This is a genomic window from Streptomyces sp. NPDC045026, assembly GCF_056432625.1.
Genome location: NZ_JBWKIS010000013.1, coordinates 26,151 through 52,300, shown reverse-complemented (window position 1 = coordinate 52,300; position 26,150 = coordinate 26,151). Strand labels below are relative to the sequence as shown.

The window sequence follows — 26,150 nt, the reverse complement described above, 5'->3', positions numbered from 1 at the left end:
ACGTTTTGGGTACCCACGGGTAACGAGGTTTCACGAAGCACTCACACGCCGCCAGCGATCGCTGGCAACAAAGCCCCTGATCAGGGGGTTGTCAGGGTTGTCAGGGTCTTCGCTCAGAGTGTGTCGATGTCGAGGTTGGCGACGGCCGCCTTCGCCACCTCACGGCCGCGCTCGGTGAAGTCGCCCTTGCCCGGGTAGTCGATCCAGAGCTGGTACATGTCGCCCGACTTGGTCTTGTAGTAGAAGAACTTCGCCTCGCGCGGCTTGGGCGCGTCGGAATCACTGTCATCCGTGTAGGTGACGGTGTTCTCGGCTGACTCGCGGTCCTTGTACGTGGTCTTGTCGGTCCGGCTGTGCGGAGCCGGCTTGTCCGCCATATCCGAGTTATCGCCCTTGTTGATCTCGTCGGAGTCCTTGTACGCCTGCGCGGACGCGGAGCTCGCGATCCCGTTCAGGCTGTCCTCGGACTTCTTCTTGAGAGAGAGCGTGATCGAGACGGCGTAGCTCGGATCCCGGTAGGAGACCCAGTGATCGGTCTTGGTGTAGGTGTTGTCCGCCTGGAACCGCACATACTCCGGCGGTGCCGCGAACGTCGCCGCGAGCGTCTTCTCCTGATGGTCCTGCCACCCGTCCGGCAGCGATCCCGCGAACGGGTTCGCGAGCACCAGGTACGCCACCACTGCCGCCGCGACGACCGCCGCGCCGAGGCCGAACAGCGTCTTGCGGCTGAGGCTGACGCCCTTGCCGCCGGGGCCCGCGAGCTGGACGACCTGGGTGGGCGGCTGCTGCGGCGGGTTGGCCGCGCGCTCCAGGAGGTCGCGCACGCGCGCCGCGTTCGGGCGCCGGGCCGGGTCCTTGGCGAGCAGGCCGTTGATGGCCTCGGCGAGCGGGCCCTGGGCCGCGGCGGGCGCCGCCGGGGTCGCGTTGATCACCGACTGCAGCGTCGCCGGCGTGTTGTTGCGGCGGAACGGCGAGACGCCCTCCGTGGCCGCGTACAGGACGACGCCGAGGGACCACAGGTCGGACGCGGGCCCCGGGCGCTGGCCGAGGACGCGCTCCGGGGCGATGAACTCGGGCGAGCCGACGAAGCCGCCGGTGTCCGTCAGATTGGTCTCGCCCTCGATCTGGGCGATGCCGAAGTCGGTGAGGACCACGCGGTCGTGGCGGCCGAGCATCACGTTGTCGGGCTTCACGTCGCGGTGCAGAACGCCCGCGGCGTGCGCGGCCTCAAGAGCGCCGAGCACTTCGAGGCCGATCCGCGCCGCCTCGCGGGCGCTGAGCGTGCCTTCCTGGAGCGCGTCGCCGAGCGTGCGGCCCTGCACGAACTCCATGACGATCCACGGCTGTCCGTCCTCGACGGCGACATCGTGGACGTTGACCACGGCGGGGTGGTCGAGCCGGGCCGCCGCGCGCGCCTCGCGCCGCATCCGCTCGAAGACGGTGGTCCGCTCGCGCTCCGGAAGATGGTCGGGGACGCGCGGCTCCTTGACCGCCACCTCACGGTCCACCGTCTCGTCCTTGGCGCGCCACACGGTGCCCATGCCGCCGTGCCCCAGCTTGCTCAGGAGCCGGTAGCGCCCGCCGATCAGCCGCCCCGCGCCCGGCTCGGACTCAGCGCTCTGCCGCGGCGGCACGACGTGGGTGGGCGACGGCTGGTACGGGGGCTGCGGCTGGGGGTGCGCGGTGGGGGGCTGCTGCGGGGCCGGGGGCTCCTGGGCGTACGGGGGCTGCTGGGCGTACGGGTTCCCCTGCTGGGGCGTGTGCGGCTGCTGCGGCGGCTGGAGTCCGAAGCTCGTCGGATCGTTCGGGCCGTAGGCGGGTCCCCCGTTGATACTCATGCCCCCATGCCTACCGTGCGGGACGCCTCGGGATCCACTCCGGTCACGCAGTTGTGACCGCCCCGATGCCTCAGCCGCCCCCGTGGGGCACGAATGTGGCGACCGCCGTGTCGAAGTACCGCTTGGCCTCCCCGATCCGGCCGACCGGCGCCGACACCCACACGTCGTACATCCGGCCGCCCTGCTCCCAGCACAGGTCGTACGTGTGCCTCGCGCCCTCGGTCGTGCTGAAGCCGTTCCACGTGAACCGCCAGAGCGCTGCGGGCCGGCCGCCGTGGGTCGTGTCGGTGACCGAAGCGTCGCGGTAGCCCGGGTTGTGGTCGGGCCCCTTCGCGTCGGAGCGGCGCTGCACGGCGCCGGGGCCGCCCGGGTCGGGTGCCGTCTCCTTGATGCCGATCCTGAACGTGTCGCCCGGCGACATGTAGAAGATCCGCGGTCCGTCCGGCTTCCGGCTGAAGTCGTCCGGCACGGCCAGGGAGAAGCCCTCCGGGTCGACCGCCGTGCGGTAACCGGCGGGGGACGGGGGCCGCGTGCCGGTCTGCTGCTCCGTGACCGTGACCGTCGGACGCGGCTCCGGGGCCGGGTCCGAGGGGGACCCCGTGCCGCCGGTGGGACCCGGCGCGGACGCCGTGGGCCGGTGGGTGCCGCCGCCCTCGCCCCCGTTCACGAGGAGCGCGGCCGCCGAGACGCCGGCCCCGGCCATCGCGGCGACGAGCGCGGCTGCCGCGAGGACGGTTCGAGCGGAACGCTTCTGCGGGGGCGCGGAATCCGGCGCCGTGGGGGTGCTCCTCGCGGTGGGCGTGTAGGCGGCCACGGCCCGCGGCGTCGTACCGGTGTCGACGTACGCGCGCAGGAGCCGGTCGGCCTCGTCGAGGCCCAGCCTGCGCGCCGGATCGCGCTCGAGCAGGCCCCGTACGACGGGCAGCAGCGGCTCGGCCTCGGCGGGCGGACGGATCTCGCCGACGACCACGGCGTGCATGATCCCGCCCAGCGAGTCACGCCGGAACGGCGACTCGCCCGTCAGGGCGGCGCACAGCATCGCGCCGAGCGACCACAGGTCCGACTCGGGCCCGGTCCGCTCCCCCGACATGCGCTCGGGCGCCGTGTACTCGGGCGAGCCGACGAAGGAACCCGTCTCGGTGAGCGTCGTCGCGCCGCTGACCTGCGCGATCCCGAAGTCCGTGAGCACGACGCGCTCGCTGCCCGCCTCGACGAGCACGTTCGCCGGCTTCAGATCGCGGTGCAGCACCCCCGCCGCGTGCGCGACCCGCAACGCGCCGAGGAGCGCGATCCCGATCCGGGCCGCCTCCCGCGCGTCGACGGGACCGCTCCGCGAGAGCCGGTCGGCGAGCGAGCCGCCCTCGATCAACTCCATGACGATGTAGGGGCGTTCGCCGTCCTCCACGACGTCGTGGACGACGATGACGTTCGGGTGTCTGAGCTGGGCGACGGCGCGGGCCTCACGCAGGGTGCGGTCCTTCTGGCGCCGGGCCTCGTCCGCGGAGAGCGTCTCGTCGAGCACGAGTTCCTTGACCGCGACGCGCCGCCCGAGCAGCTGGTCGGACGCGCGCCATACGACGCCCATTCCGCCCCGGCCGATGCGTGCCTCCAGCCGGTAACGCCGGGCGATCACACGGACGTTGTCCTCCCCCTCGGTCCCCATGCGTCCCATCATGCCGCACGGAACGAGCCCCGGAGGGGTGTGCTCCGGGCCGTCAAGGGATCAACGAAACCGCAGCCCACCGCCCGGGAGCCGAAGACGCCTACGGCTGCCAGCTCCGCACGATCGCGTCGAACTGCTGCCGCCCCTCGGCCCAGTCGGCCTCCGGCACGGACAGGTAGATGGCGTACTCGGTGCCGTCGCTCTCGACGTACGTCTGCTCGATGGCGTGCCGCGGGCCCGATGTCGAGTCCTTGTTGCCCGCGGTCCAGGTGAACTCCCACAGAGATCCCGACCGGTCGCGGTAGGTGTTGGTCTGGAGATTGATCTGCTGGTAGTCCGGCAGGGTCTTCCTCACCTGCCGCTCCAGGTCCAGCTGGTGGTGGTACGAGTCGGGCCAGTCGGGGGACTTGTCGACCGCGATCCGTACGAAGTGGGCGCCGCCGTCCGGCGTGTAGTCGACCTGGGAGCCGTCCGCCTGCCGCTGCCAGTCCTTCGGGAGCATCAGGCTGTAGCCCTCGACGTCGTTGACCCGGACCCAGTCGTCAGGGATGCTCCCGGACTTGTGGCCGCCGTTGCCGGAACCCGACGACGCCTCCGGGGAGCCGTCCTTGCCGGAGTTCGCGCTCGACGAGTTCCGGTCGTCCAGATAGTGGTTCGCGGCGAACATGCCACCGCCGCCGAGGAGAGCCGCCGCCAGCGCCACGGCGACGACCCGCGGCCACTTGCGGCGCCCGGTCGCGGAAGCCGTCGGTGCGACGGGGTGATGCACGCCTACCGCAGTCGACTTCTCCGGGGGGTTCGGCGGCGCCGCGGCATGCACCTGCGTGGGCACGTAGGCCTGCGCCGCGTCGGGGCGGCGCCCCTCGGCGGCCTCGGCCAGCATCGTCTCGGCCTCGTCGGCGGACGGACGCGCGGCAGGGTCCTTGCGCAGCAGCGCCTGGATGACGGGCGCGAGGGCTGCCCCGTACGTGAGTTCGCCCGGCTCGTCCTCGACGACGGCCTGCATGGTGCTGATCGGCGACGTCCGCCGGAACGGGGACTTCCCCTCGACGGCCGTGAACAGCGTGGCGCCGAGCGCCCACAGGTCGGACGCCGGTCCGGGCGCCGCGCCGCTGACCCGCTCGGGCGCCAGATAGTCGACCGAGCCGACGATCTCGCCGGTCCGCGTGATCGTCGAGTCGCCCTCGACCTGCGCGATCCCGAAGTCCGTGAGCAGCACTCGTCCGTCGCGGGCGAGCAGGACGTTGCCCGGCTTCACGTCGCGGTGCAGCACCCCGGCCGCGTGCGCGGCGCGCAGCGCCCGCAGGGTCCACAGGCCGATGCGGGCGGCCTCGCGCGGCAGGATGCGGCCCGACTCCTTCACCGCGTCCGCGAGCGAGGGGCCCTCGACGAGCTCCATCACGATCCACGGCCGGTCGTCGTGCTCCAGCACGTCGTGAACGGTGACGACCGCCGGGTGGTTGATCCGCGCGGCGGCCCGCGCCTCCGTCTGCGTCCGCGCGAGCAGCACGGCACGGTCGGCCTCCTGCACGTACTGGGCCGCCGTCAGTTCCTTGACGGCCACGGCCCGGTGCAGCACTTCGTCGTGTGCCCGCCACACCCGGCCCATGCCGCCGCGCCCGATCGAGTCTCCGAGTCGATAGCGGCCCGCGAGGAGCAGGCCTTGCATCTGATTCACGTTCCCCCGCAGGCGCATTGGTCGTGTCAGGGCCGCTCATGGCCTTGACACAGCCACATTAGGGAGCGCCCCAGGCACAGGGAACCGGCGGGGGTGCACGGAGACCGCACTGTGACGCTTGTCCCCTGCCGGGACGGAGGCCGAACTGGGGTTGAACGGGGGCAGACTGGAGGTCGACGGGGGTGTTTTCAGCGCGGCAGCGCCGATGGCCGCATCAGCCCGTGCTCCGGTACGTCGCCGACGCCTGCTCGTACAGGCGCGTCACCTCGTCGCGCTCGGCCTCGGGTCCCCGCAGCTGGACCACGTGGTAGCGGCCGCCCACGATCATCACGAGATTGCGTACGTACGTCTCGCGGCCCGCCGAGTTCTGCCACGTGAACTGGCCCTCGGCCATGGCCCGCCCGCCCACGTCGATCCGGCGCATCCCGCTGGACGTCGCCCACGTCGAGTCGCGGAACGGCTGCAACTCGCGTTCCTTCTCCCGCTGGTACGTCATCGGGTCGCTGCCGTACGCGGACGTGCTGTCGCGGCCCGGGACGACGACCAGCTCGAAGTCGCCGTGCGTGTAGAGGACCTGGCCCTGCCCGTTCTTGCCCTGCCGGTTCCAGCCCTTGGCGACGGCTACACGGAACCCTTCGGGGTCCTTGCGCAGCGTGAAGCCCTGCGCGACCTCGGGCTCGGACGAGTCGTTCTGCGGCTCGGTGGCGGACGGGGTCGACGAGCTCTTGCCGCCGTTCTTCCCCTGGCCCTCGGCGGATTCGCCGTCCGAGGACGCCGGCGCGGACCTGCCGCCCTCGGGGCCGGGCCCGCCCCCGCCGGTGGCGCCCGCGTGATCCTTGGCGCCGTCGCCGGGCGTGCCGCCGCTCGGCTCGGCCTTCGGCATGAAGACCACGGCGTACGCGACCGCGGCGGCCAAGCCGAGCAGGACGAGGACGAGCAGGGTGCGGCCGAGCGAACGTGGCCTTCCGGTGCGCCGCTCCGACTGGGGGCGCCGCTCCGACTGAGGGCGCCGCTCCGGCCTGCCACGCTCCGTCTGCTGCGGCTGCGGCTGCGCCTTGGCCCGCTTGTGGCGCGCATGCCCGGCCCCGGTCCCGCCCTGGGCGGCGGAGCGCCGGCGGCGCCTGCGCACGAGCTCGCCCCGGCGCCGTACGACCGGCAGCCGGGTGGCATCGAAGGGGGGAGCCGCCACGACGTTCGCGCCTGCCTCCGGCTCCGGCGCGGACCGCACCAACGACCGCAGCCAGCCCCGCAGTTCCTCGAAGTCGAGCCGCTCGGTGGGGTCCTGGCGCAGCAGCGACTCCACGACGGGCCGCAGCGGCCCGCACTCCTCGGCGAACGCGGGCGGCTCGGCGCACACCATCTGCACCAGCTCGCCGGTGTTCTCCTCCGGGTACGGGGCATGCCCCTGGACCGCACGGAAGAGGAGCGCGCCGAGGGCCCACAGGTCGGTGGCCGGGCCGATCGGGGCGGCCAGTTGCCAGTTCTCGTGCACGGGCCCCGCCTGCTCGGGCGCCCAGCGCTCGGTGACGGGCCCGACGACGGTCATCCGCGCCTGCCGCGCGCGGTCGGCGGCGAGGGCGGTGGTGGGCCCACGACCGGCCGCCGGCGCCGTCTGCTGCGCGGGGATGAGCTGGTCCCACCGCGTGGATCCGGGCGCTCCTGGCCCTTCTGGCGCTCCGGGCCCGGAGTCGAGCGCCTCAGGGGCGGGCGCGTCCGGCTCGGACTGCTCCCTGCCGGGCCGCGGGACCGCCCCGTGCCAGGGATGCTCGGCGGAACCCTGTACGCCGTAGGGGTCGTCGATCCGGCCGGACTGCGCGCCGCCACCGTGCGTACCGGCGCCAGGCGCACCCGCACCGGACCCGCCCCCGGACTCCGCGCCCGGCCCGCGCTGCGACGGCCCCGGCGTCCCGCCCGTGTCCACGCCACCGCGCGCCGCGGCACGCGCACCCGCCCGGTACGCGGCTATCGCTCCCGCGCGCGCGGCCCGAGGGTCACTCCCGGCCTCAAGAGCGGGGGGCCGGGACTGCGCGGGAGCAAAGGGGGACGGAGAGGTGAGGGGCGGCGCCGGCGCCGAAGGCCGGGGTGCCTGAGGTGCTGCCGCGGCCGGGGGCGGCGGCGTCGGGTCGTAGCCGCACAGCGCCTCCTCCGCCGCGCCGGCCGCGAGCCCGGTCAGGACAACGCGGCCGTCGTCGCACAGGAGGACCGTGCGGGCGGTGATGTTCCGGTGGACCCAGCCGTGGGCGTGCAGCGCGCGCAGGGCGGTGAGGACGTCAGACGCGACCTCGGCCGCCCGGTACGGGGACAGCGTCTCCTGGGCGAGCAGCGCGGCGAGCGGGCGCGCGGAGACGACCTCACTGACGATCCACAGCGAACCGCCCTCGGCGAACACGTCGAAGACCTGGTCGAGCCTTGGATGGTCGGGTATCTGGGCGGCAGCCTGCGCGGCCTCGATGGCGCGGCGCACCGCGGGGTCCGTCGGCCTCCGCGTGGTGCGCGCCGCGTCTCCCCGCTCGCGCCGGCCACGCGACTCGCGCGGTACGAACCCGTCCGGCAGCCCCTCGCTGTCGAGCACCTCGGCCTCGACGACTTCGGGTAACGGCACCTGTCTGACCAGGACTTCCTGGCCGCTGTAGGTGTCGAACGCCCGCGTCGACGCGAACTCGTACGCGTCGGCGGGGGACAGCGGCAGGCGGTAGCGGTCGGCGAGCACTCGCCCCGCGTAGTCCTCCACGACGCGTCCCCCTGTCCGCCCGGTGGTCAATTCCGTTCGTTTTGCGCGCTGTTGTGCGCAGTGATGCGTACCGATGCGGCTGCGCACTGTCCGCAAGCACTCACGATACGTGCCGGACTGCCTTCAGACTCAGGACTTCGGCTTGAACGTCTTGGTGAACGTCTGCCAGGCGGCCTTGCGCTGCGCACCGTCCCAGTCGGCGGCCTTGGCCGTGTACATCAGGCCGTAGCCGAGACCGCTGTTGACCACGAAACCGCGGTCGATCGAGCGGTACTTGGTGCCGCCGTCGACGTACGTGAACTCCCAGTCCGCCGTGTTCCACCCACGGAAGTCGACGGCCGCTATGCGTATCCGGTCGTACTGGGAGCGGCGCATGTACTGCTCCTGGTTGCGCCAGTCCTGGACCGGGTTCGACTTGGGCGTCGTCGTCCAGCCGACGAGCAGCTTCTGACCGTCAGGGCCCGTGAAGCGGGCCCCTGCCGCACCGGTCGAGCTGTACTTCCAGCCCTTCGGGAGTCCGATGGAGAAGCCCTGGTCGTGCCGGTAGGTCGAGGCGGCACCGCTGCCGCCGGGGACCCCACTGCCGCCGGTACTGCCGGGCGACGCCCCCTGGCCGGGGTCGCTGCCCTTGTCGTCGGTCTTGCCGGTGTCCGAGCCGGAGCCCTGGCCCTTGTCGGAGCCCTTGCCGCCGTCCTGAGCCGCGGCACCGCCGCTGCCGGAACCGCTGCCCTTGTCCTTGCTGCCGCCTTCGGACCCGCTGCCTCCGGTCGCTCCCGCGGAGGTGGCCTTGTCGCCGCCCTTGGCGGAACTGTCGTCGTCGCCACCGCTGAACGCGATACCGAGGACGGTGCCGATGACGGCGAGCGCGACGAGAACCGCCACGATCACGAGGGTGCGCCGCGGGACCACGTCCGTGAGCGAGGCCCTGGTCGAAGGCGTACGCGGCGGCCCGGCGGGCTGCGCCGGAATACCCGAACCGCCCTGCCCGGACGCGGGATGCGCGGCGGCCTCTGCCGTGCCGCCGGCCTCGGTCCCGCCACTCTTGCCGGCCGCACCGGCTGCCTTCGCGGCTGTGGCCGCGGCAGCGGCTTTCCGCACCGACCGCAGCGCACCGCGGAGCTTCTCGGCGGCCTCTTCACTCCTCTTGCCCGCGCCCTCGGTCACAGCGGCGCCGGAACCGGCGCCCGCGGAACCAGAAGCAGCGGTACCGGCGCTCGCAGCGCCCCCCGCCCCCGAACTCCCCATACCGAAGCGCCCCTTGGGCGTCTTCGACGCCTTCGGCACCTTGGGCGTGTGCTCGGGAATGGGCGGCAGCGGCACGACCTTCGTCGCGTCGACCGGCTCGGGCTCCTCGTCCTTGGGCTCGGGCGCGTGCAGGACGTCGTTGAGGAGCGCTCGCGCGCCCGCGTCGTCGAGCCGCTGCTCCGGGTCCTTGGCGAGCAGCCCGTAGATGACCTTCTCCAGCGGCCCGGCGTTCTTGGGCGGGTCGACCGGCTCGGTCATGACGGCCGTCAGGGTCGCGATGGCGGACCCCTTGTCGTAGGGCGGAACGCCCTCCACCGACGCGTACAGCAGCCCGCCGAGCGACCAAAGGTCGGCGGCCGGGCCGGGCTTGTGCCCGCGCGCCCGCTCCGGCGAGATGTACGAGGGCGCACCGACGAGCATGCCGGTGGACGTGATCGAGGGGTCGCCCTCGACCTGGGCGATGCCGAAGTCCGTGAGGACGACCCGCCCGTCCTCGGCGATCAGCACGTTCGACGGCTTCACGTCGCGGTGCAGGATGCCCTCACGGTGCGCGGCGCGCAGCACGTCGAGGATCGCGAGCCCGACCTCGGCGGCACGCCGCGGCTCCAGCAGGCCGTCCTCACGGATCTGCTCAGCAAGGGACTTGCCCTCGACGAGTTCCATCACGATCCACGGCCGGTCGTCCTCGTCGACGACGTCGTAGACCGTCACCGCGCTGTTGTTCCGGATCCGCGCGATCGCCTTCGCCTCACGCAACGTACGCGTGATCAGGCGCCGCTTCTCCTCGTCGTCGATGCTCGACGGGAATCGCAGCTCCTTGACGGCGACCGTCCGGCCGAGCGTCTCGTCCTTCGCCCGCCACACGGTGCCCATGCCGCCGCGGCCGAGGACTTCTCCCAACCGGTAGCGACCGGCGAGGAGACGTGCGCTCTTGTCCTGACGAGCTGTGCCCGCCTGCTCCGCCTCCGACATGCGTCCCCTCTGCAACCCGCCCTGACAGAGCCTTCATTGTCCCTTACCCGGGGACCACTCCACGCCCAGGGTCGGCCGTCCCGCATGATGTACCACGGACAGGGAGGAACCGTCATGCCCGCACTTCGGACACTGCTGGCGATACCCCTGGCAGCAGCCCTGTTCTGGATGTTTCCGGGCAGTTCCACGACACTCGCGGCCCCGGCCACGGACCTCACTCTTCCTCTGCTGGTCACGCAAGGCAAGGCTCCCGCCGCGGCGCTGCTCGCCCGCGAGGGCACGAGGACGCGCTTCGTGCGCACCGGGCCCACGATCCGCCGCACCGACCACTTCCGGGCGGGGAGCATCACGAAGTCGTTCATCGCGACGGTCGTCCTGCAACTCGCCGCGGAACACCGCCTCCGGCTCTCCGACACGGTGGACGACCACCTCCCCGGCCGGCTCCGTGACCACGCCGTCTCCCTCCACTCGCTTCTCACCCACACCAGTGGCCTGCCCGACTTCACGGCGCGCACGCACGGCACGACCCCGGTCTCCCCCACAACCGCCGTACGCCTCGCCGAGTCCGACCCGCCGAAGACCCGCGGCCTCTGGTCGTACTCGAACACGAACTACGTCCTGCTCGGCATGGTCATCGGCCAGGTCACGGGCCACTCGTACGCGGCCGAGGCCCGCCGCCGCATCATCGAACCGCTCCACCTCACCGGCACGTCGTTCCCCGGCACCCGCACCGACCTGCCCACCCCGCACGGCCGCGCGTACGACGCGACGGGCCGCGACGTGACCACCCTGAACCCACGCGTGGCCGGCGCCGCGGGCGAACTGATCTCCACCCTGACTGACCTGAACCGCTTCTACACAGCCCTCCTGAAGGGCCGCCTCCTCCCCTCGACCCAACTCCGGACGATGCTCAACACCCGTACCGCACAAGGCCACTACGGAATGGGCCTCTACCCCACGAAGCTCCCCTGCGGTACGACGGTATGGGGCCACAACGGCCGCATAGAGGGCAGCTACGTCCGCACGGCGACGACGAGAACGACGTCCACAGTCATCACGTTCCGCACGAACACAGACACCCTGGCCAAGGCCCCCCAACTGGAACGCCGCCTACTGACAGCCGAGTTCTGCCCACGACTCAGCCCGTCCGACGCTTGAGAGCGAGCGCACCTCCCACCCGCCCCACGTCCGAGCACACCTCCCAGCCCGTCCGGCGTTTGAGGACGAGCCCGCAGGGCGAAGGGGGGCCTGGGGGCACAGCCCCCAGCGCAACCCCGGCGCACCCATCCACCCCGCACAAATCAGACCGGCACAAAAGAGCCGCACAGATCAGAGCGGCACAATATCCGGCGCCCCCAATCGGGCAGCATCGGCCGAGAGGTCATCCGGCTGACGCTGAGACTCCCGCTCAGCCTGCACCCGCTTCTCGTAGTGCTCCACCTCCCGCTCGATCTGGTCCTTGTCCCAGCCGAGCACCGGAGCCATCAGCTCCGCCGCCTCACGCGCGCACCGCGTCCCCCGGTCGAACGTCTCGATCGAGATCCGTGTGCGCCGCGTCAGCACGTCGTCGAGATGCCGCGCCCCCTCGTGCGAGGCGGCGTACACGACCTCGGCCCGCAGATAGTCGTCGGCGCCGGTGAGGGGCGCGCCGAGCCCGGGGTCGGCCGCCACCAGGTCGAGCAACTCCTCCGCCAACGACCCGTACCGGTTGAGCAGATGCTCCACCCGCACCACGTGGAGCCCGGTCCGCGCGGCGATCCTCGCCCGCGCGTTCCACAGCGCGTGATAGCCCTCGGCCCCGACCAGCGGGACGTCCTCGGTGACGCAGTCGGCGACGCGCTGGTCGAGACCGTGCACCGCCTCGTCGACGGCGTCCTTGGCCATGACCCGGTACGTCGTGTACTTGCCGCCCGCCACGACCACGAGCCCCGGCACGGGGTGCGCCACCGTGTGTTCGCGCGAGAGCTTGCTCGTGGCGTCGGACTCACCGGCGAGCAGGGGCCGCAGGCCCGCGTAGACCCCTTGGACGTCGTCGCGCGTGAGGGGCACCGCGAGGACCGAGTTCACATGCTCGAGCAGATAGTCGATGTCGGCGCTGGAGGCGGCGGGGTGCGCCTTGTCGAGGTCCCATTCCGTGTCCGTGGTGCCCACGATCCAGTGGCGCCCCCACGGGATCACGAACAGGACGCTCTTCTCGGTCCGCAGGATGAGCCCGGTCGTCGAGTTGATCCGGTCCTTGGGCACGACGAGGTGGATGCCCTTGGAGGCGCGCACGTGGAACTGGCCCCGCTCGCCCACCATCGCCTGCGTGTCGTCCGTCCACACGCCCGTCGCGTTCACGACCTGGCGGGCGCGGATCTCGTACTCCCCGCCGCCCTCCACGTCCTCGACGCGGGCGCCGACGACGCGCTCGCCCTCCCGCAGAAAGCCCGTCACACGCGCCCTGTTGGCGACCTTCGCCCCGTACATCGCGGCCGTGCGCACCAGCGTCGCCACATACCGCGCATCGTCCATCTGCGCGTCGTAGTACTGCAACGCGCCGACGAGGGCGTCCTTCTTGAGCGCGGGTGCGACCCGCAGCGCGTGACGCCGGCTCAGATGGCGGTGCATGGGCAGGCCGCGCCCGTGCCCGCGCGCCATCGACATCGCGTCGTACAGAGCGACGCCCGAGCCCGCGTACAGCCGCTCCCAGCCCTTGTGCTGGAGGGGATACAGGAACGGAACCGGCTTCACGAGATGTGGGGCGAGCCGCTCCAGGAGCAGTCCGCGCTCCTTCAACGCCTCACGTACGAGCGCGAAGTCGAGCATCTCCAGATACCGGAGTCCGCCGTGGATCAGCTTGCTCGACCGGCTCGACGTGCCGGAGGCCCAGTCCCGCGCCTCGACCAGGCCGGTGGACAGACCCCGGGTCGCGGCGTCGAGCGCGGTGCCCGCGCCGACCACCCCCGCGCCCACGACCAGGATGTCCAGCTCCGGCTCGGCCATTCCCGCGAGCGCCTCGGCACGCTCCGCCGGTCCCAGTGTCGCTGTCCTCACTGCTACCTCCCGCTGTCGGTCAGTCGGCGTCGGTCCAGTCGGTCCCACCGGTGTCACCTGTCTGATGCGCCCCGGCTCTCATCACCCATGCACCGATTCTGACCGCCGTGCCCGACTTCAGCCACCACTCACCCGCAGCCTGTGGACAACACTCCCGGATTCCCGGCCACGCAATACCGCATAACGGTCATATTTACTCCTAGTCTGACATTGCGCTCGCCCATCTTGTCCACAGGGCTTGCGCTCTCCTCCCGCTCCGGCTATTGGGAAGGACGGCCCACCGCCATGCCCGCAGATCTCGCCGTCATCGGACTCGGCCACCTCGGCCTGCCCCTCGCCCAGGCCGCCGTCGCCACCGGCATCGCGACCATCGGCTACGACCCCGCACGCGCCACCGACCTCGCGGCCGGCCGCCTCCCCGGCGACGGCGCCGAGGGAACCCTGACCGCCGCCGACATCCGCCGGATGCTCTCGGGGGGCTTCCGGCCGACCGGCGACCCCGTCGAACTCGGCCGCGTCCGTACCGCCGTCATCTGCGCCCCCGCCCCACTCGGCGCGGACCGCTCCCTCGACCTCACACAGCTCACCGACGCCACACGGGCCCTCGCCACCCGCCTGCGCCCCCACACCACCGTGATCATCGAGACCCCGGTCGCCCCCGGCACCACCGAAAGCGTCCTGCGCCCCCTCCTGGAGGACGGCTCGGGGCTGCGCGCCGGCCGCGACTTCCACCTCGCCTACTCCCCCGGCCGCCTCGACCCCGGCAGCCGCACGCACGCGTACGCCACGACCCCCAAGGTCATCGGCGGCCTCACCCCCGCCTGCACGGAATCGGCCGCCGCCTTCTACGGCCGCCTGTCCGACAAGGTCGTACGCGCGCGTGGACCACGCGAGGCCGAGACCGTCCAGCTCCTGGAGACCAACTACCGCCACGTCAACATCGCCCTGGTCAACGAGATGGCCGTCCTCTGCCACGACCTGGGCGTCGATCTGTGGGACGTCATCCGCTGCGCCGAGACCAAGCCCTTCGGCTTCCAGGCGTTCCGCCCCGGCCCCGGCGTCGGCGGCCACGGAGTCCCCCAGGACCTCTCACGCCCGCCCCTCCCGGTCCACCCCCTGCGCATGGTGGAACTGGCCCAGCAGGTCAACCAGCACATGCCCCAGTACGTGATCCAGCGCGCCGCCACCCTCCTCAACGAGCACGGCAAGTCGGCCCGCGGCGCCCGCGTCCTGCTCCTCGGCATCACGTACAAGCCCGACGTCGCCGACCTGGAGGGCACCCCCGCCCAGGAGATCGCCACCCGGCTGATGCAGCTGGGCGCCGCGGTCAGCTACCACGACCCGCACATCCCGTCGTGGAACGTCCTCGGCCACCCCGTCCCCCGCGCGGACTCCCTCTACGAGGCCGCAGCCGACGCCGACCTGACGATCCTGCTCCAGCAGCACCGCACGTACGACCTCCAGGGCCTGTCCGTGAAGGCCCAGCTCCTCCTGGACACCAGGGGCGCCACCCCGACGGGCGCGGCCCACCGCCTGTAGAGGCCCTCTACGGAGATGGGGCCCGCACCGAACCGGTGCGGGCCCCATCTCCGTAGAACTGCGTCAGCGGCGGTGCTGCGAGTCCGCCACCGTGACCTCGACCCGCTGGAACTCCTTGAGCTCGCTGTAGCCGGTCGTCGCCATGGCGCGCTTGAGGGCGCCGAAGAAGTTCATCGAACCGTCAGGGGTGTGCGAAGGCCCGGTGAGGACCTCCTCCGTCGTACCGACGGTCCCGAGGTCGACCTTCTTGCCGCGCGGCACGTCCTCGTGGACGGCCTCCATGCCCCAGTGGTGGCCCTTGCCGGGCGCGTCCGTGGCGCGCGCCAGCGGGGAGCCCATCATCACGGCGTCGGCGCCGCAGGCGATCGCCTTCGGCAGGTCGCCGGACCAGCCCACGCCACCGTCGGCGATCACGTGCACGTACCGGCCGCCGGACTCGTCCATGTAGTCGCGGCGGGCGGCGGCCACATCGGCGACGGCGGTCGCCATCGGCACCTGGATGCCCAGCACGTTGCGCGTGGTGTGCGCGGCACCGCCACCGAAACCGACGAGCACACCGGCCGCGCCGGTGCGCATCAGGTGCAGCGCGGCGGTGTACGTGGCGCAGCCGCCCACGATGACCGGCACGTCCAGCTCGTAGATGAACTGCTTCAGGTTCAGCGGCTCGGCGGCGCCGGAGACGTGCTCGGCGGACACGGTGGTCCCCCGGATCACGAAGATGTCGACGCCCGCGTCCACGACGGCCTTGGAGAACTCGGCCGTGCGCTGCGGCGAGAGCGCGGCGGCGGTGACGACGCCGGAGTCGCGCACCTCCTTGATGCGCTGCCCGATCAGGTCGGCCTGGATGGGCGCGGCGTAGATCTCCTGGAGGCGCCGCGTGGCGACGTCGGAGTCCAGCTCGGCGATCTCGTCGAGGAGCGGCTGCGGGTCCTCGTAGCGGGTCCACAGACCCTCGAGGTTCAGCACGCCGAGGCCACCGAGCTCCCCGATCCGGATGGCGGTGGCCGGCGAGACGACCGAGTCCATGGGAGCGGCCAGGAACGGCAGCTCAAAGCGGTAGGCGTCGATCTGCCAGGCGATCGAGACCTCCTTCGGGTCACGCGTACGGCGGCTCGGTACGACGGCGATGTCGTCGAAGGCGTACGCCCTGCGGCCGCGCTTGCCGCGCCCGATCTCGATCTCAGTCACGTGTGTGGCCTTTCCCTCTGCGTTTCAGCGCCTTCCAGTATCCCCGACATACGCGCCAGGGGCGGCCCCGGGAACCCCGGGACCGCCCCTGGCGCTGTCTTCGACTGTCGGCGACTACTTGCTGCGGCTGTAGTTCGGCGCTTCGACCGTCATCTGAATGTCGTGCGGGTGGCTCTCCTTGAGGCCCGCGGACGTGATCCGTACGAAGCGGCCCTTGGTCTCCATCTCGTCGATGGAGGTGGCGCCCACATAGCCCATCGTCTGGCGCAGACCACCGACGAGCTGGTGCAGCACGTTGGCCAGCGGGCCACGGTAGGGCACCTGGCCCTCGATGCCCTCGGGCACGAGCTTGTCGTCGGAGGCGACGTCGGCCTGGAAGTAGCGGTCCTTGGAGTACGACCGGCCCTGCCCACGGGACTGCATCGCCCCGAGGGATCCCATGCCGCGGTACGACTTGAACTGCTTGCCGTTGATGAACATCAGCTCACCCGGGGACTCCTCACAGCCCGCGAGCAGGCTGCCCAGCATCACCGTGTCGGCACCGGCGGCGAGCGCCTTGCCGATGTCGCCGGAATACTGCAGACCGCCGTCACCGATGACCGGGACGCCGGCGGCACGGGCGGCGAGCGCCGCCTCGTAGATCGCGGTGACCTGCGGGACGCCGATACCGGCGACCACGCGCGTGGTGCAGATGGAGCCGGGGCCCACACCGACCTTCACGCCGTCGACACCGGCGTCGATCAGGGCCTGCGCGCCGTCACGCGTCGCGACGTTGCCGCCGATGACGTCGACGCCGACGCTGGACTTAATCTTCGCCATCCAGTTCAGCGCGTTGCTGTTGTGACCGTGCGAGGTGTCGACGATGAGGAAGTCCACACCCGCCTCGGCCAGCGCCTGCGCGCGCTCCAGGGCCTCAGGGCTCGCGCCGACCGCGGCACCGACGAGGAGGCGGCCCTCGGCGTCCTTCGCGGCGTTCGGGTACTGCTCGGCCTTCACGAAGTCCTTGACCGTGATGAGGCCCTTGAGGACACCCGCTTCGTCGACCAGCGGAAGCTTCTCGATCTTGTGGCGGCGCAGGAGCTCCATGGCGTCGACGCCGGAGATGCCGACCTTGCCGGTCACGAGCGGCATCGGCGTCATGACCTCGCGCACCTGCTGGCCGCGGTCGGTCTCGAACGCCATGTCGCGGTTGGTGACGATGCCGAGCAGCTTGCCCGCCGGGTCGGTCACCGGGACGCCGCTGATGCGGAACTTCGCACACAGCGCGTCGGCCTCGCCCAGCGTCGCGTCCGGGTGCACGGTGATCGGGTCGGTCACCATGCCGGACTCGGAACGCTTCACGAGGTCGACCTGGTTGACCTGGTCCTCGATCGACAGGTTGCGGTGCAGCACGCCCACGCCACCCTGCCGCGCCATGGCGATGGCCATGCGGGACTCGGTGACCTTGTCCATCGCCGCGGACAGCAGCGGAATGTTCACGCGCACGTTGCGGGAGATGCGGGACGAGGTGTCGACCGCGTTCGGGAGGACCTCGGACGCGCCCGGCAGCAGCAGCACGTCGTCGTAGGTCAGCCCGAGTGTCGCGAATTTCTCGGGCACTCCGTCGACGTTTGCAGTCATGACACCTTCCCCAAATGGCCTTGATCGGTGCGGATGTCCATGCTAACGGGATCCGGAGGTGTCTCATTCCACGATCAAGATCACCGAGCAGATTTGTACGTTCACACGTGCGCAATCCGCGCTCTGCCCGGGGTTCGCCTCACGCGCGCGTGGCGCGTCTCACTCACCGGGTCACCACCTGGGGCGCCGCTCACCGCTTGGGGCGCCGCTTGAAGCACTGCTCCGCCCGCTGTTTCGACTCGCCGTTCCGGCTCACTGCTCGGCGAGAGCCCGCAGCCTGCTGAGGGCGCGGTGCTGCGCGACGCGGACGGCGCCCGGCGACATGCCGAGCATCTGCCCGGTCTCCTCGGCGGTGAGGCCGACGGCGATCCTGAGCAGCAGCAGCTCGCGCTGGTTCTCCGGAAGGTTGGCGAGGAGCTTCTTCGCCCACTCCGCATCGCTGCTGAGCAGGGCCCTCTCCTCCGGCCCGAGCGAGTCGTCGGGCCGCTCCGGCATCTCGTCGGAGGGCACGGCCGTGGAACCGGGATGCCGCATGGCGGCGCGCTGCAGGTCGGCGACCTTGTGCGCGGCGATGGCGAAGACGAACGCCTCGAAGGGGCGCCCGGTGTCCTTGTAGCGCGGCAGCGCCAGAAGCACCGCGACACAGACTTCCTGCGCGAGATCCTCCACGAAGTGCCGTGCGTCACCCGGCAGTCGGGTCAGACGGCTGCGGCAGTAGCGGATCGCGAGGGGATGGACGTGCGCGAGGAGGTCGTGCGTGGCCTGCTCGTCGCCTTCGACGGCGCTGTGGACCAGGGCACCGATGGCTCCAGGGGCGGCTGCCTCGTCGTCGCGCATCGGTCCATGGTGCCTTGGCTGCGTCCGATCCGTGGCACCGCGTCCGTAGTTGTGCACTGAAGCGTTATGAGCAGGTGCGCCGGAACTCATCTCGTGCGCCCTCCCCTTCCGCTCGACCGACTCGTCCCTGAGGAACTCCACAACTCAAGGATGCGGCATGTCCGGCGAAACGAGGACCGGCGGCCGTCCGCAGCCCCGTCCGCCCTGGGGCGGACGGGGATCGCTGTGCCCCCGCGGCGGCGCACCGTGCGCCTTAGCGGACCAGGCCCCAGCGGAAGCCGAGCGCCACGGCGTGCGCACGGTCCGAGGCGCCGAGCTTCTTGAAGAGGCGGCGTGCGTGCGTCTTGACCGTGTCCTCGGAGAGGAAGAGCTCACGCCCGATCTCCGCGTTGGACCGGCCGTGGCTCATGCCCTCGAGCACCTGGATCTCACGCGCCGTGAGCGTCGGCGCCGCACCCATCTCGGCCGACCGCAGTCTGCGCGGCGCGAGCCGCCAGGTCGGGTCGGCGAGCGCCTGCGTGACCGTGGCCCGCAGCTCGGCGCGCGAGGCGTCCTTGTGCAGATAGCCACGGGCACCGGCGGCGACGGCGAGCGCCACACCGTCCAGGTCCTCGGCCACGGTGAGCATGATGATGCGCGCACCGGGATCGGCGGACAGCAGCCGCCGGACCGTCTCGACGCCGCCCAGACCGGGCATGCGTACGTCCATCAAAATCAGGTCCGAGCGGTCGGCGCCCCAGCGGCGGAGGACTTCCTCGCCGTTGGCCGCGGTCGTCACGCGCTCCACGCCGGGGACGGTCGCGACCGCGCGGCGGAGCGCTTCTCGGGCAAGCGGGGAGTCGTCGCAGACGAGGACGGATGTCATGACCGTCCTCCGCAGCTGATGCGCGTCACCTTGGGCCTCCAGGCTGGTACGAATCGTCACCTGTGCGGTCGACGCTCTCGGACAGATGCCCGAGCGCTTGTTCCTTCAACCGCCTCCGCACTCTCAACGACGGTCACCCGAAAGAGTTACGGGTTCGACGGTCTGCTTCGGCACTCTACGTGAGGGACCGGACACAGAGCAGACGGCGCAAGCGACCCACAAGGATTCACCACAAGACGTGCCCCATTTAGCCGTTTTTCTTCACTTTCAGTGGCGTCTGAGGCTAGATTCGTAATGAGTCATATTTTCATCTCCTTAGACAGTAGATGTACGGTTCTTGGGCACCGTATCCGCGGCAGAACGGCTACAAGGGGACACAGCAATGGCAGATTTCTCCCGCCTTCCCGGACCGAACGCAGATCTGTGGGACTGGCAGCTCCTCGCGGCCTGCCGCGGGGTGGACAGCTCGCTCTTCTTCCATCCGGAGGGAGAGCGGGGAGCGGCGCGCAGCGCCCGCGAGAACTCGGCCAAAGAGGTCTGCATGAGGTGTCCGGTGCGCGCGGAGTGCGCTGCTCATGCGCTCCAGGTGCGCGAGCCGTACGGCGTGTGGGGCGGGCTGACCGAGGACGAACGCGAGGAGCTCATGGGCCGCGCCCGTAACCGGCTCGTCGCCGCCGCGCCGGCGCCGTCAGGCGGCGGGCCACCCACGGTGAACCATTGAAGGAACGTTTCCTCAAAGTGGGCCCGGTGACACGCCCACGGGCTTGTCAGGGCTCGATCAGCGCTTGTCAGGGCTCGATCAGCGGGTCGCGGCCCGCGCCAGGTGGTCGAGCGTGGCTGCCACGGCCGGCACCTGAGCCAGGTCGGGCAGTGTGAGGGCGACGATCTCGCGCTGCACGGCCGGTTCCACGGTCACTGTGCGTGCACCCTTGGGGCGCACGGATTCGATGGCGAGCTCCGGCAGAACCGCCACACCGAGGCCGGCGCCGACCAGGCCGATCACTGCCGGATAGTCGTCGGTGGCGAAGTCGATGCGCGGGGTGAATCCCGCTGCCTCACAGACCTCCACCAGCTGCCGCCGACAGCGCGGGCAGCCCGCGATCCAGGGCTCATCGGCCAGCTCGCCGATGGACACCGCGTCCGACGCGGCAAGACGGTGCCCCTCAGGGACGAGGCCGACGAGACGGTCGGCGAGCAGCGGACGTACGACGAGATCGTCCCAGTCCTCAGCAGCCTGCGCCCCTTCGCCCTCCCGTCTTCCACCCACACCCTTGCCCTGAACCGCGTCGCGCCGCCCCTCGTACCTGAAGGCCAGGGCCACGTCGCAGTCCCCCTCGCGCAGCATCTCGACCGAGCGCGGCGGCTCCGCCTCCACCAGGGAGACGCGGGTGCCGGGGTGCGCCGCGCGCAGGGCGGCCAGCGCAGTGGGGACGAGCGTGGAGCTGCCACTGGGGAAGGAGACGAGGCGGACACGGCCGGCGCGCAGGCCCGCGATGGCGGCGACCTCTTCCTCCGCCGCGGTCAACCCGGCCAGGATTCCCGCCGCGTGCCGCACCAGGGCTTCACCCGCCTGAGTGAGCCGCATCTCGCGGCCGGTGCGGATGAGGAGCGGGGTGCCAGCGGAGGATTCGAGAGCCTTCATCTGCTGGCTGACCGCGGGCTGTGTGCAGCCGAGCTCGCGGGCGGCGGCCGAGAAGGAGCCGGTGGCGGCCACGGCGCGCAGTACACGGAGATGACGGGCCTCGATCATCCCTCAAGCATAAGCGAGCCTTGGGTGCAACGGGAAATATTGCATCGACGCTTTGGCGCCGCGTCGCTTAGCGTGCCGTCATGAAGCTTCTGTCTCTGAATGTGGGTCGCCCCGAGGCCAGTGAGCACACTGACCAGGCCGAGGGCGTGACCGGTATCGACAAGCAGCCGGTGCAGGGCCCGGTCCGGGTGGCGGCGCCCGGACCCAAGGGGGTCGGCGCGAGCGGTCTCGAAGGTGACTCCGTGTGCGACATGCGGCATCACGGCGGCGACGACCAGGCGGTGTACGCCTTCGCCCGCGAGGACCTCGACGAATGGGAGGGCACGCTCGGCCACGATCTGCGCAACGGCTCGTTCGGCGAGAACCTCACCACCGAGGGTGTCGACGTGACGGGCGCGAAGATCGGCGAGCGCTGGCGCGTCGGCTCCGACCTGGTCCTCGAGGTCACCTCCAGCCGGATCCCCTGCCGCACCTTCCAGGGGCACCTCGGCGAGAAGGGGTGGGTCAAGCGCTTCACGGCGCACGCCGCACCAGGCGCGTATCTGCGGGTGATCGAGCCGGGTTCGATCCGGGCGGGCGACACGATCGAGATCGTGCGGCGACCCGACCACGAGGTGACCGTCGCCTTCCAGTTCCAGGCCGTCACGACCGAGCGCGAACTGCTGCCGCGCCTGCTCGTCGCGGCGGACGCACTCGCCCCCGAAGCCGTCGAGGCGGCTCGCACGTACGTGGCCAAGTACGGGGACGGGGGCGGAGGCGGAAACGGGGGCCCGGCAGCGGCGGACGCGCCGTTGTAAGGGAAAACCCGGGCGCCGTACGGGGGTTGGATCGGGGGCGAGTGGGGGGTCGTCCCCGATGCGGCGGGGGTGGGTCGGGCGGGAAGCTCGACGCATGTCCCCATTCAAGCGCGTTCTCCTCGCGGCCGGCTCGGTCGCCGCCGTCGCCGTCGTGACGCTCGCGATCGGCGCCTGCTTCGTACGGCTGTGGAGCGGCGCCGGCGTCAGCACCGCCAGCGCTGCCAGCGAGGTGTACGTACTGCGGTTGCAGGGGGCGACTGACAGTCTCAGGTCGTCACCCGAACTGCTCGCATATATAGGCACATTGGAGATACCGGACGACAAGGAGCGGTGCGCGGGCGCCACTTCGGCCTGAGGGAGCCGGGGGCAAGGGCCGCAGGACGGAGTGGTCGTGGTCAAGGGACAACGCGCGGGGACGCCCGAGCGTGGTCATGCCCACGGCGGTCACTAGCCTTGCCCCATGACTACCGCTCTGATTACGGGATCCACCTCGGGGATCGGTGCCGCGTTCGCGCGCCGGCTCGCCGCGGACGGCCACGACCTCGTCCTGGTGGCGCGTGACACCAAGCGGCTGCGGGAGCAGGCCACCGAACTCCACGACCGGCACGGCATCGAGGCCGAGGTGCTCACCGCGGACCTCTCCACCGACGAGGGCATCGGCGCCGTCGAGGCACGGCTGACCGACCGCAAGCGGCCGGTGGACCTGTTGGTCAACAACGCGGGCTTCGGCAACAAGGGGCAGTACCTGGAGGTTCCGCTCGCCGACGAGTTGACCATGCTGAAGGTGCACTGCGAGGCGGTCCTGCGGCTCACGTCCGCCGCGGTGGCGCCGATGCGTGAGCGCGGCAGGGGCGGCGTGGTGAACGTGGCGTCGGTGGCGGCGTTCGTGCCACGCGGGACGTACGGCGCCTCGAAGGCGTGGGTCGTGCAGTTCACGCAGGGCGCGGCGCGTGATCTGGCCGGCAGCGGTGTGCGGCTGATGGCGCTCTGCCCGGGGTTCGTCCGTACGGAGTTCCACGAGCGGGCCTCGATGGGCACGGACAACATCCCCAAGTGGATGTGGCTCGACGCCGACAAGCTGGTGGCGGCGGCGCTCGCCGACCTGGCGCGCGGCAAGTCGCTGTCGGTCCCGGATCCGCGGTACAAGGCGTTGATGGGCGTCGTGAAGCTGGCGCCGCGCGGGCTGCTCGGCGGGGCCACGGCGAAGACGGGGCGCAAGTACGGGCCCCAGTAAGGCGCGGCGGGTCCCGGTTCGACCGGGACTCGGTCCCGCCGGGTCGTTACACGGCGGTGGGAGGATGGAGCTGTCCGGACCTTAAGCAGGGGGATGCAGGGGGGCCGGGAGGCGGCGTCATGACGTTCGTGCAACTGATCGACTGCAAGACCAGCCGATTCGACGAGATGAACCAGCTCATGGACACATGGGCCGAGCGGACCAAGGGGAAGCGGACCGCGACGCACAACGTGATCGGCAAGGACCGGTCCAACGCGTCGCACTTCATCGAGATCGTGGAGTTCCCGTCGTACGAGGAGGCGATGCGGAACTCGAACCTTCCGGAGACCGACACGATCTTCCGGGAGATGGTCGCCCTCTGCGACGAGATGCCCACCTTCACCGATCTGGACGTGGTGCGGGACGAGCAGTTGTACGCGGGGAACGCGCGCCGGTTCTTCGAGACGCTCGCCACCGAGGGTGAACTGCCCCCGCTCAACGACCTGCTCGCGGAGGACTACCACGACCACGATCCCGCCAACGTGACGGACACCATCGGTCTCGACGCGATGCGGCGCGAGATCGAGATGTACCGCCTCGGGTTCGATCTCGAATTCACCATCGACGACCAGATCACCGAAGGCGACCGGGTGTGCACGCGGTGGACCTTCAGCGCCGACCACAACGGCGACTTCATGGGAATCCCGGCGACGGGCAAACAGGTCACGATGACCGGCACGACGATCTTCCGGTTCCGGGAGGACGGGAAGATCGTCGAGGGCTGGTGGGAGAACGACCGGCTGGGGCTGATGGCCCAGCTCGGCGCGCTCGATCAGCTCGAGTCCTGACCGTGCGGGTCCGGACCCGGCGCCGCGAACGCCGAGGCCCGGCCCCGCGGCAAGCGCGGAACCGGGCCTCGTACGAGCAGACGCCAGTGCGACTGGCGCCGCGCTGATCGCTCAGCGCACCAATCACTCAGCGCACTGGTCGCTCAGCGCACTGAGTCGCTCAGCTCACTAGTGGGAGTGGCCGTGCCCGTGGCCGCCGGCCTCGGACTCCTCCTCCGCCGGCTTCTCGACGACCAGGGTCTCGGTCGTGAGCAGCAGCGAAGCGATGGACGCGGCGTTCTCCAGGGCGGAGCGGGTGACCTTGACCGGGTCGATGACGCCGGCCTTGACCAGGTCGCCGTACTCGCCGGTCGCGGCGTTGAAGCCCTGGCCCTTGTCGAGCTCGGCGACCTTCGAGGTGATGACGTAGCCCTCGAGGCCGGCGTTCTCGGCGATCCAGCGCAGCGGCTCGACGGCGGCGCGGCGGACGACCGCGACACCGGTGGCCTCGTCGCCGGTCTTGTCGAGGTTGCCCTCGAGGACCTTGACGGCGTGCACCAGAGCGGAGCCACCACCGGAGACGATGCCCTCCTCGACCGCGGCGCGGGTCGCGGAGATGGCGTCCTCCAGACGGTGCTTCTTCTCCTTGAGCTCCACCTCGGTGGCGGCGCCGACCTTGATCACGCACACGCCGCCGGCGAGCTTCGCGAGGCGCTCCTGGAGCTTCTCGCGGTCCCAGTCGGAGTCCGTGTTCTCGATCTCGGCCTTGATCTGGTTGACGCGGCCGGCGACGTCGGCGGAGTTGCCCCCACCGTCGACGATGACCGTGTCGTCCTTGGTGATCGTCACGCGACGGGCGGTGCCGAGCACCTCGAGACCGGCCTGGTCGAGCTTGAGGCCGACCTCCTCGGCGATGACGGTGGCACCGGTGAGGGTGGCCATGTCGCCGAGCATCGCCTTGCGGCGGTCACCGAAGCCGGGCGCCTTGACGGCGACGGCGTTGAACGTGCCGCGGATCTTGTTCACGACCAGGGTCGACAGGGCCTCGCCCTCGACGTCCTCGGCGATGATCAGGAGCGGCTTGGAGCCACCGGCCTGGATGACCTTCTCCAGCAGCGGCAGCATGTCCTGGATGGAGGAGATCTTGCCCTGGTTGATCAGGATGTACGGGTCCTCGAGCACGGCCTCCATGCGCTCCTGGTCCGTCACGAAGTACGGAGACAGGTAGCCCTTGTCGAAGGCCATGCCCTCGGTGAAGTCCAGCTCGAGCCCGAAGGTGTTGGACTCCTCGACGGTGATGACACCGTCCTTGCCGACCTTGTCCATCGCCTCGGCGATGAGCTCGCCGACCTGCGAGTCCTGGGCGGACAGACCGGCGACAGCGGCGATGTCGGCCTTGTCCTCGATCGGGCGGGCGGTCGCGAGGAGCTCCTCGGACACGGCCTTGACCGCGGCGTCGATGCCCTTCTTCAGGGCGGCCGGGGAAGCGCCGGCGGCGACGTTGCGCAGGCCTTCCTTGACCAGGGCCTGGGCGAGCACGGTGGCGGTGGTGGTGCCGTCACCCGCGATGTCGTTGGTCTTGGTCGCCACCTCCTTCACCAGCTGGGCGCCGAGGTTCTCGTACGGGTCGTCGAGCTCGACCTCGCGGGCGATCGTGACACCGTCGTTGGTGATGGTGGGAGCGCCGAACTTCTTGTCGATGACGACGTTGCGGCCCTTGGGGCCGATCGTCACCTTGACCGTGTCGGCAAGCTTGTTGACGCCGCGCTCGAGGGCGCGACGGGCGTCCTCGTCGAACTTCAGGATCTTCGCCATGGAGCTGTTAGTCCTCTCGAACGAACTGCGCCCCCGACGCCCGGCATGCTGAGATAAGTCGCAGCTGAGTAGCGGGGTGCCAGGGGCGCAGAACTAAAACAGTGGGTGAATTACTTCTCGACGATCGCGAGCACGTCGCGAGCCGAGAGGACGAGGTACTCCTCGCCGTTGTACTTCACCTCGGTGCCGCCGTACTTGCTGTACAGCACGATGTCGCCGGTCTGCACGTCGAGCGGCAGGCGCTCGCCGTTCTCGAAGCGACCCGGACCAACGGCGAGGACGACGCCCTCCTGGGGCTTCTCCTTCGCGGTGTCCGGGATGACCAGGCCAGAGGCGGTGGTCTGCTCAGCGTCGAGCGGCTGGACCACAATGCGGTCCTCGAGCGGCTTGATGGCAACCTTGGAGCTGGTGGTCGTCACGATCCGACCTCCCCCTTCGGAGATCACGGGGTTAACTGTCTGAGGTGGCGACCAGGTGGATCCGTCGTCGCGGGTGCCGGACCTGCCCGTCGCTATTGGCACTCTCCAGTGGGGAGT

General features: G+C 70.9%; 20 protein-coding genes. 7 read left to right on the top strand and 13 right to left on the bottom strand.

The window, feature by feature from the left end; all coding sequences use genetic code 11:
* Positions 1-113 precede the first annotated feature (113 nt).
* The 5 genes from AC07EJ_RS25950 to AC07EJ_RS25930 all read right to left on the bottom strand — a co-directional run bounded on the left by AC07EJ_RS25950 (position 114) and on the right by AC07EJ_RS25930 (position 10,127).
* Positions 114-1,838, bottom strand: a complete 1,725-nt coding sequence (locus tag AC07EJ_RS25950) for a serine/threonine-protein kinase (RefSeq protein WP_389479767.1) — start codon at positions 1,836-1,838, stop codon at positions 114-116.
* 70 nt (positions 1,839-1,908) lie between these two features.
* Positions 1,909-3,501, bottom strand: coding sequence for a serine/threonine-protein kinase (locus AC07EJ_RS25945; protein ID WP_478885009.1), 1,593 nt, complete (start codon positions 3,499-3,501; stop codon positions 1,909-1,911).
* 100 nt (positions 3,502-3,601) lie between these two features.
* Positions 3,602-5,170, bottom strand: a complete 1,569-nt coding sequence (locus tag AC07EJ_RS25940) for a protein kinase domain-containing protein (protein WP_389480057.1) — start codon at positions 5,168-5,170, stop codon at positions 3,602-3,604.
* A gap of 223 nt (positions 5,171-5,393) precedes the next feature.
* Positions 5,394-7,910: a protein kinase gene (locus AC07EJ_RS25935; RefSeq protein ID WP_478885008.1), complete on the bottom strand. Its 2,517-nt coding sequence runs from the start codon at positions 7,908-7,910 to the stop codon at positions 5,394-5,396.
* Positions 7,911-8,039: 129 nt separating this feature from the next.
* Positions 8,040-10,127, bottom strand: coding sequence for a serine/threonine-protein kinase (locus AC07EJ_RS25930; protein ID WP_478885007.1), 2,088 nt, complete (start codon positions 10,125-10,127; stop codon positions 8,040-8,042).
* A gap of 114 nt (positions 10,128-10,241) precedes the next feature.
* On the opposite strand from AC07EJ_RS25930, the gene AC07EJ_RS25925 reads away from it, so the two are divergent.
* A complete protein-coding gene (locus AC07EJ_RS25925; RefSeq protein WP_389479760.1) occupies positions 10,242-11,285 on the top strand; it encodes a serine hydrolase domain-containing protein in 1,044 nt (347 codons plus the stop codon).
* Positions 11,286-11,456: 171 nt separating this feature from the next.
* On the opposite strand, the gene AC07EJ_RS25920 is transcribed toward AC07EJ_RS25925, so the two are convergent.
* Positions 11,457-13,163: a glycerol-3-phosphate dehydrogenase/oxidase gene (locus AC07EJ_RS25920; protein ID WP_478885006.1), complete on the bottom strand. Its 1,707-nt coding sequence runs from the start codon at positions 13,161-13,163 to the stop codon at positions 11,457-11,459.
* Positions 13,164-13,448: 285 nt separating this feature from the next.
* Here AC07EJ_RS25920 and AC07EJ_RS25915 point away from each other — a divergent pair, with 285 nt between their 5' ends.
* A complete protein-coding gene (locus AC07EJ_RS25915) occupies positions 13,449-14,702 on the top strand; it encodes a nucleotide sugar dehydrogenase (protein WP_389479756.1) in 1,254 nt (417 codons plus the stop codon).
* A 63-nt stretch (positions 14,703-14,765) separates the two neighbouring features.
* Here AC07EJ_RS25915 and AC07EJ_RS25910 read toward each other — a convergent pair whose 3' ends face one another.
* The 4 genes from AC07EJ_RS25910 to AC07EJ_RS25895 form a co-directional block, all read right to left on the bottom strand.
* Positions 14,766-15,890 carry a GuaB3 family IMP dehydrogenase-related protein gene (locus AC07EJ_RS25910; protein ID WP_362904215.1) on the bottom strand — a complete coding sequence of 375 codons (1,125 nt, stop codon included), beginning with the start codon at positions 15,888-15,890 and terminating at the stop codon, positions 14,766-14,768.
* Between the two features lie 114 nt (positions 15,891-16,004).
* Positions 16,005-17,510 (bottom strand): IMP dehydrogenase, encoded by a 1,506-nt coding sequence (gene guaB / locus AC07EJ_RS25905; RefSeq protein WP_389479754.1) that lies wholly within the window; start codon positions 17,508-17,510, stop codon positions 16,005-16,007.
* A gap of 252 nt (positions 17,511-17,762) precedes the next feature.
* Positions 17,763-18,347, bottom strand: a complete 585-nt coding sequence (locus AC07EJ_RS25900; RefSeq protein ID WP_362904211.1) for a sigma-70 family RNA polymerase sigma factor — start codon at positions 18,345-18,347, stop codon at positions 17,763-17,765.
* A 253-nt stretch (positions 18,348-18,600) separates the two neighbouring features.
* The gene (locus AC07EJ_RS25895) at positions 18,601-19,212 is read right to left on the bottom strand and encodes a response regulator transcription factor (RefSeq protein WP_003948568.1); all 612 of its coding nucleotides are present in this window, start codon (positions 19,210-19,212) and stop codon (positions 18,601-18,603) included.
* 382 nt (positions 19,213-19,594) lie between these two features.
* Here AC07EJ_RS25895 and AC07EJ_RS25890 point away from each other — a divergent pair, with 382 nt between their 5' ends.
* Positions 19,595-19,933, top strand: a complete 339-nt coding sequence (locus tag AC07EJ_RS25890) for a WhiB family transcriptional regulator (RefSeq protein WP_389479752.1) — start codon at positions 19,595-19,597, stop codon at positions 19,931-19,933.
* Positions 19,934-20,011: 78 nt separating this feature from the next.
* Here the strand turns inward: AC07EJ_RS25890 and AC07EJ_RS25885 are convergent, their stop codons facing one another.
* On the bottom strand, positions 20,012-20,962 hold the full coding sequence (locus AC07EJ_RS25885; protein WP_389479749.1) for a LysR family transcriptional regulator: 951 nt from the start codon (positions 20,960-20,962) through the stop codon (positions 20,012-20,014).
* Positions 20,963-21,042: 80 nt separating this feature from the next.
* Between AC07EJ_RS25885 and AC07EJ_RS25880 the strand changes: the two genes are divergently transcribed.
* From AC07EJ_RS25880 to AC07EJ_RS25865, 4 genes are all read left to right on the top strand, one after another.
* A complete protein-coding gene (locus tag AC07EJ_RS25880; RefSeq protein WP_478885005.1) occupies positions 21,043-21,759 on the top strand; it encodes an MOSC domain-containing protein in 717 nt (238 codons plus the stop codon).
* Positions 21,760-21,853: 94 nt separating this feature from the next.
* Positions 21,854-22,114, top strand: coding sequence for a hypothetical protein (locus AC07EJ_RS25875; protein WP_389479745.1), 261 nt, complete (start codon positions 21,854-21,856; stop codon positions 22,112-22,114).
* Between the two features lie 105 nt (positions 22,115-22,219).
* Positions 22,220-22,993: an SDR family NAD(P)-dependent oxidoreductase gene (locus tag AC07EJ_RS25870; protein ID WP_389479743.1), complete on the top strand. Its 774-nt coding sequence runs from the start codon at positions 22,220-22,222 to the stop codon at positions 22,991-22,993.
* 119 nt (positions 22,994-23,112) lie between these two features.
* Entirely contained in the window at positions 23,113-23,820 is a 708-nt protein-coding gene (locus tag AC07EJ_RS25865; protein ID WP_389479741.1) for an ester cyclase, read from the top strand.
* Positions 23,821-23,988: 168 nt separating this feature from the next.
* On the opposite strand, the gene groL is transcribed toward AC07EJ_RS25865, so the two are convergent.
* Positions 23,989-25,614, bottom strand: coding sequence for a chaperonin GroEL (gene groL / locus AC07EJ_RS25860; protein ID WP_389479739.1), 1,626 nt, complete (start codon positions 25,612-25,614; stop codon positions 23,989-23,991).
* Between the two features lie 110 nt (positions 25,615-25,724).
* Positions 25,725-26,033: a co-chaperone GroES gene (gene groES / locus AC07EJ_RS25855; protein ID WP_073810087.1), complete on the bottom strand. Its 309-nt coding sequence runs from the start codon at positions 26,031-26,033 to the stop codon at positions 25,725-25,727.
* Between the last annotated feature and the right edge of the window lie 117 nt (positions 26,034-26,150).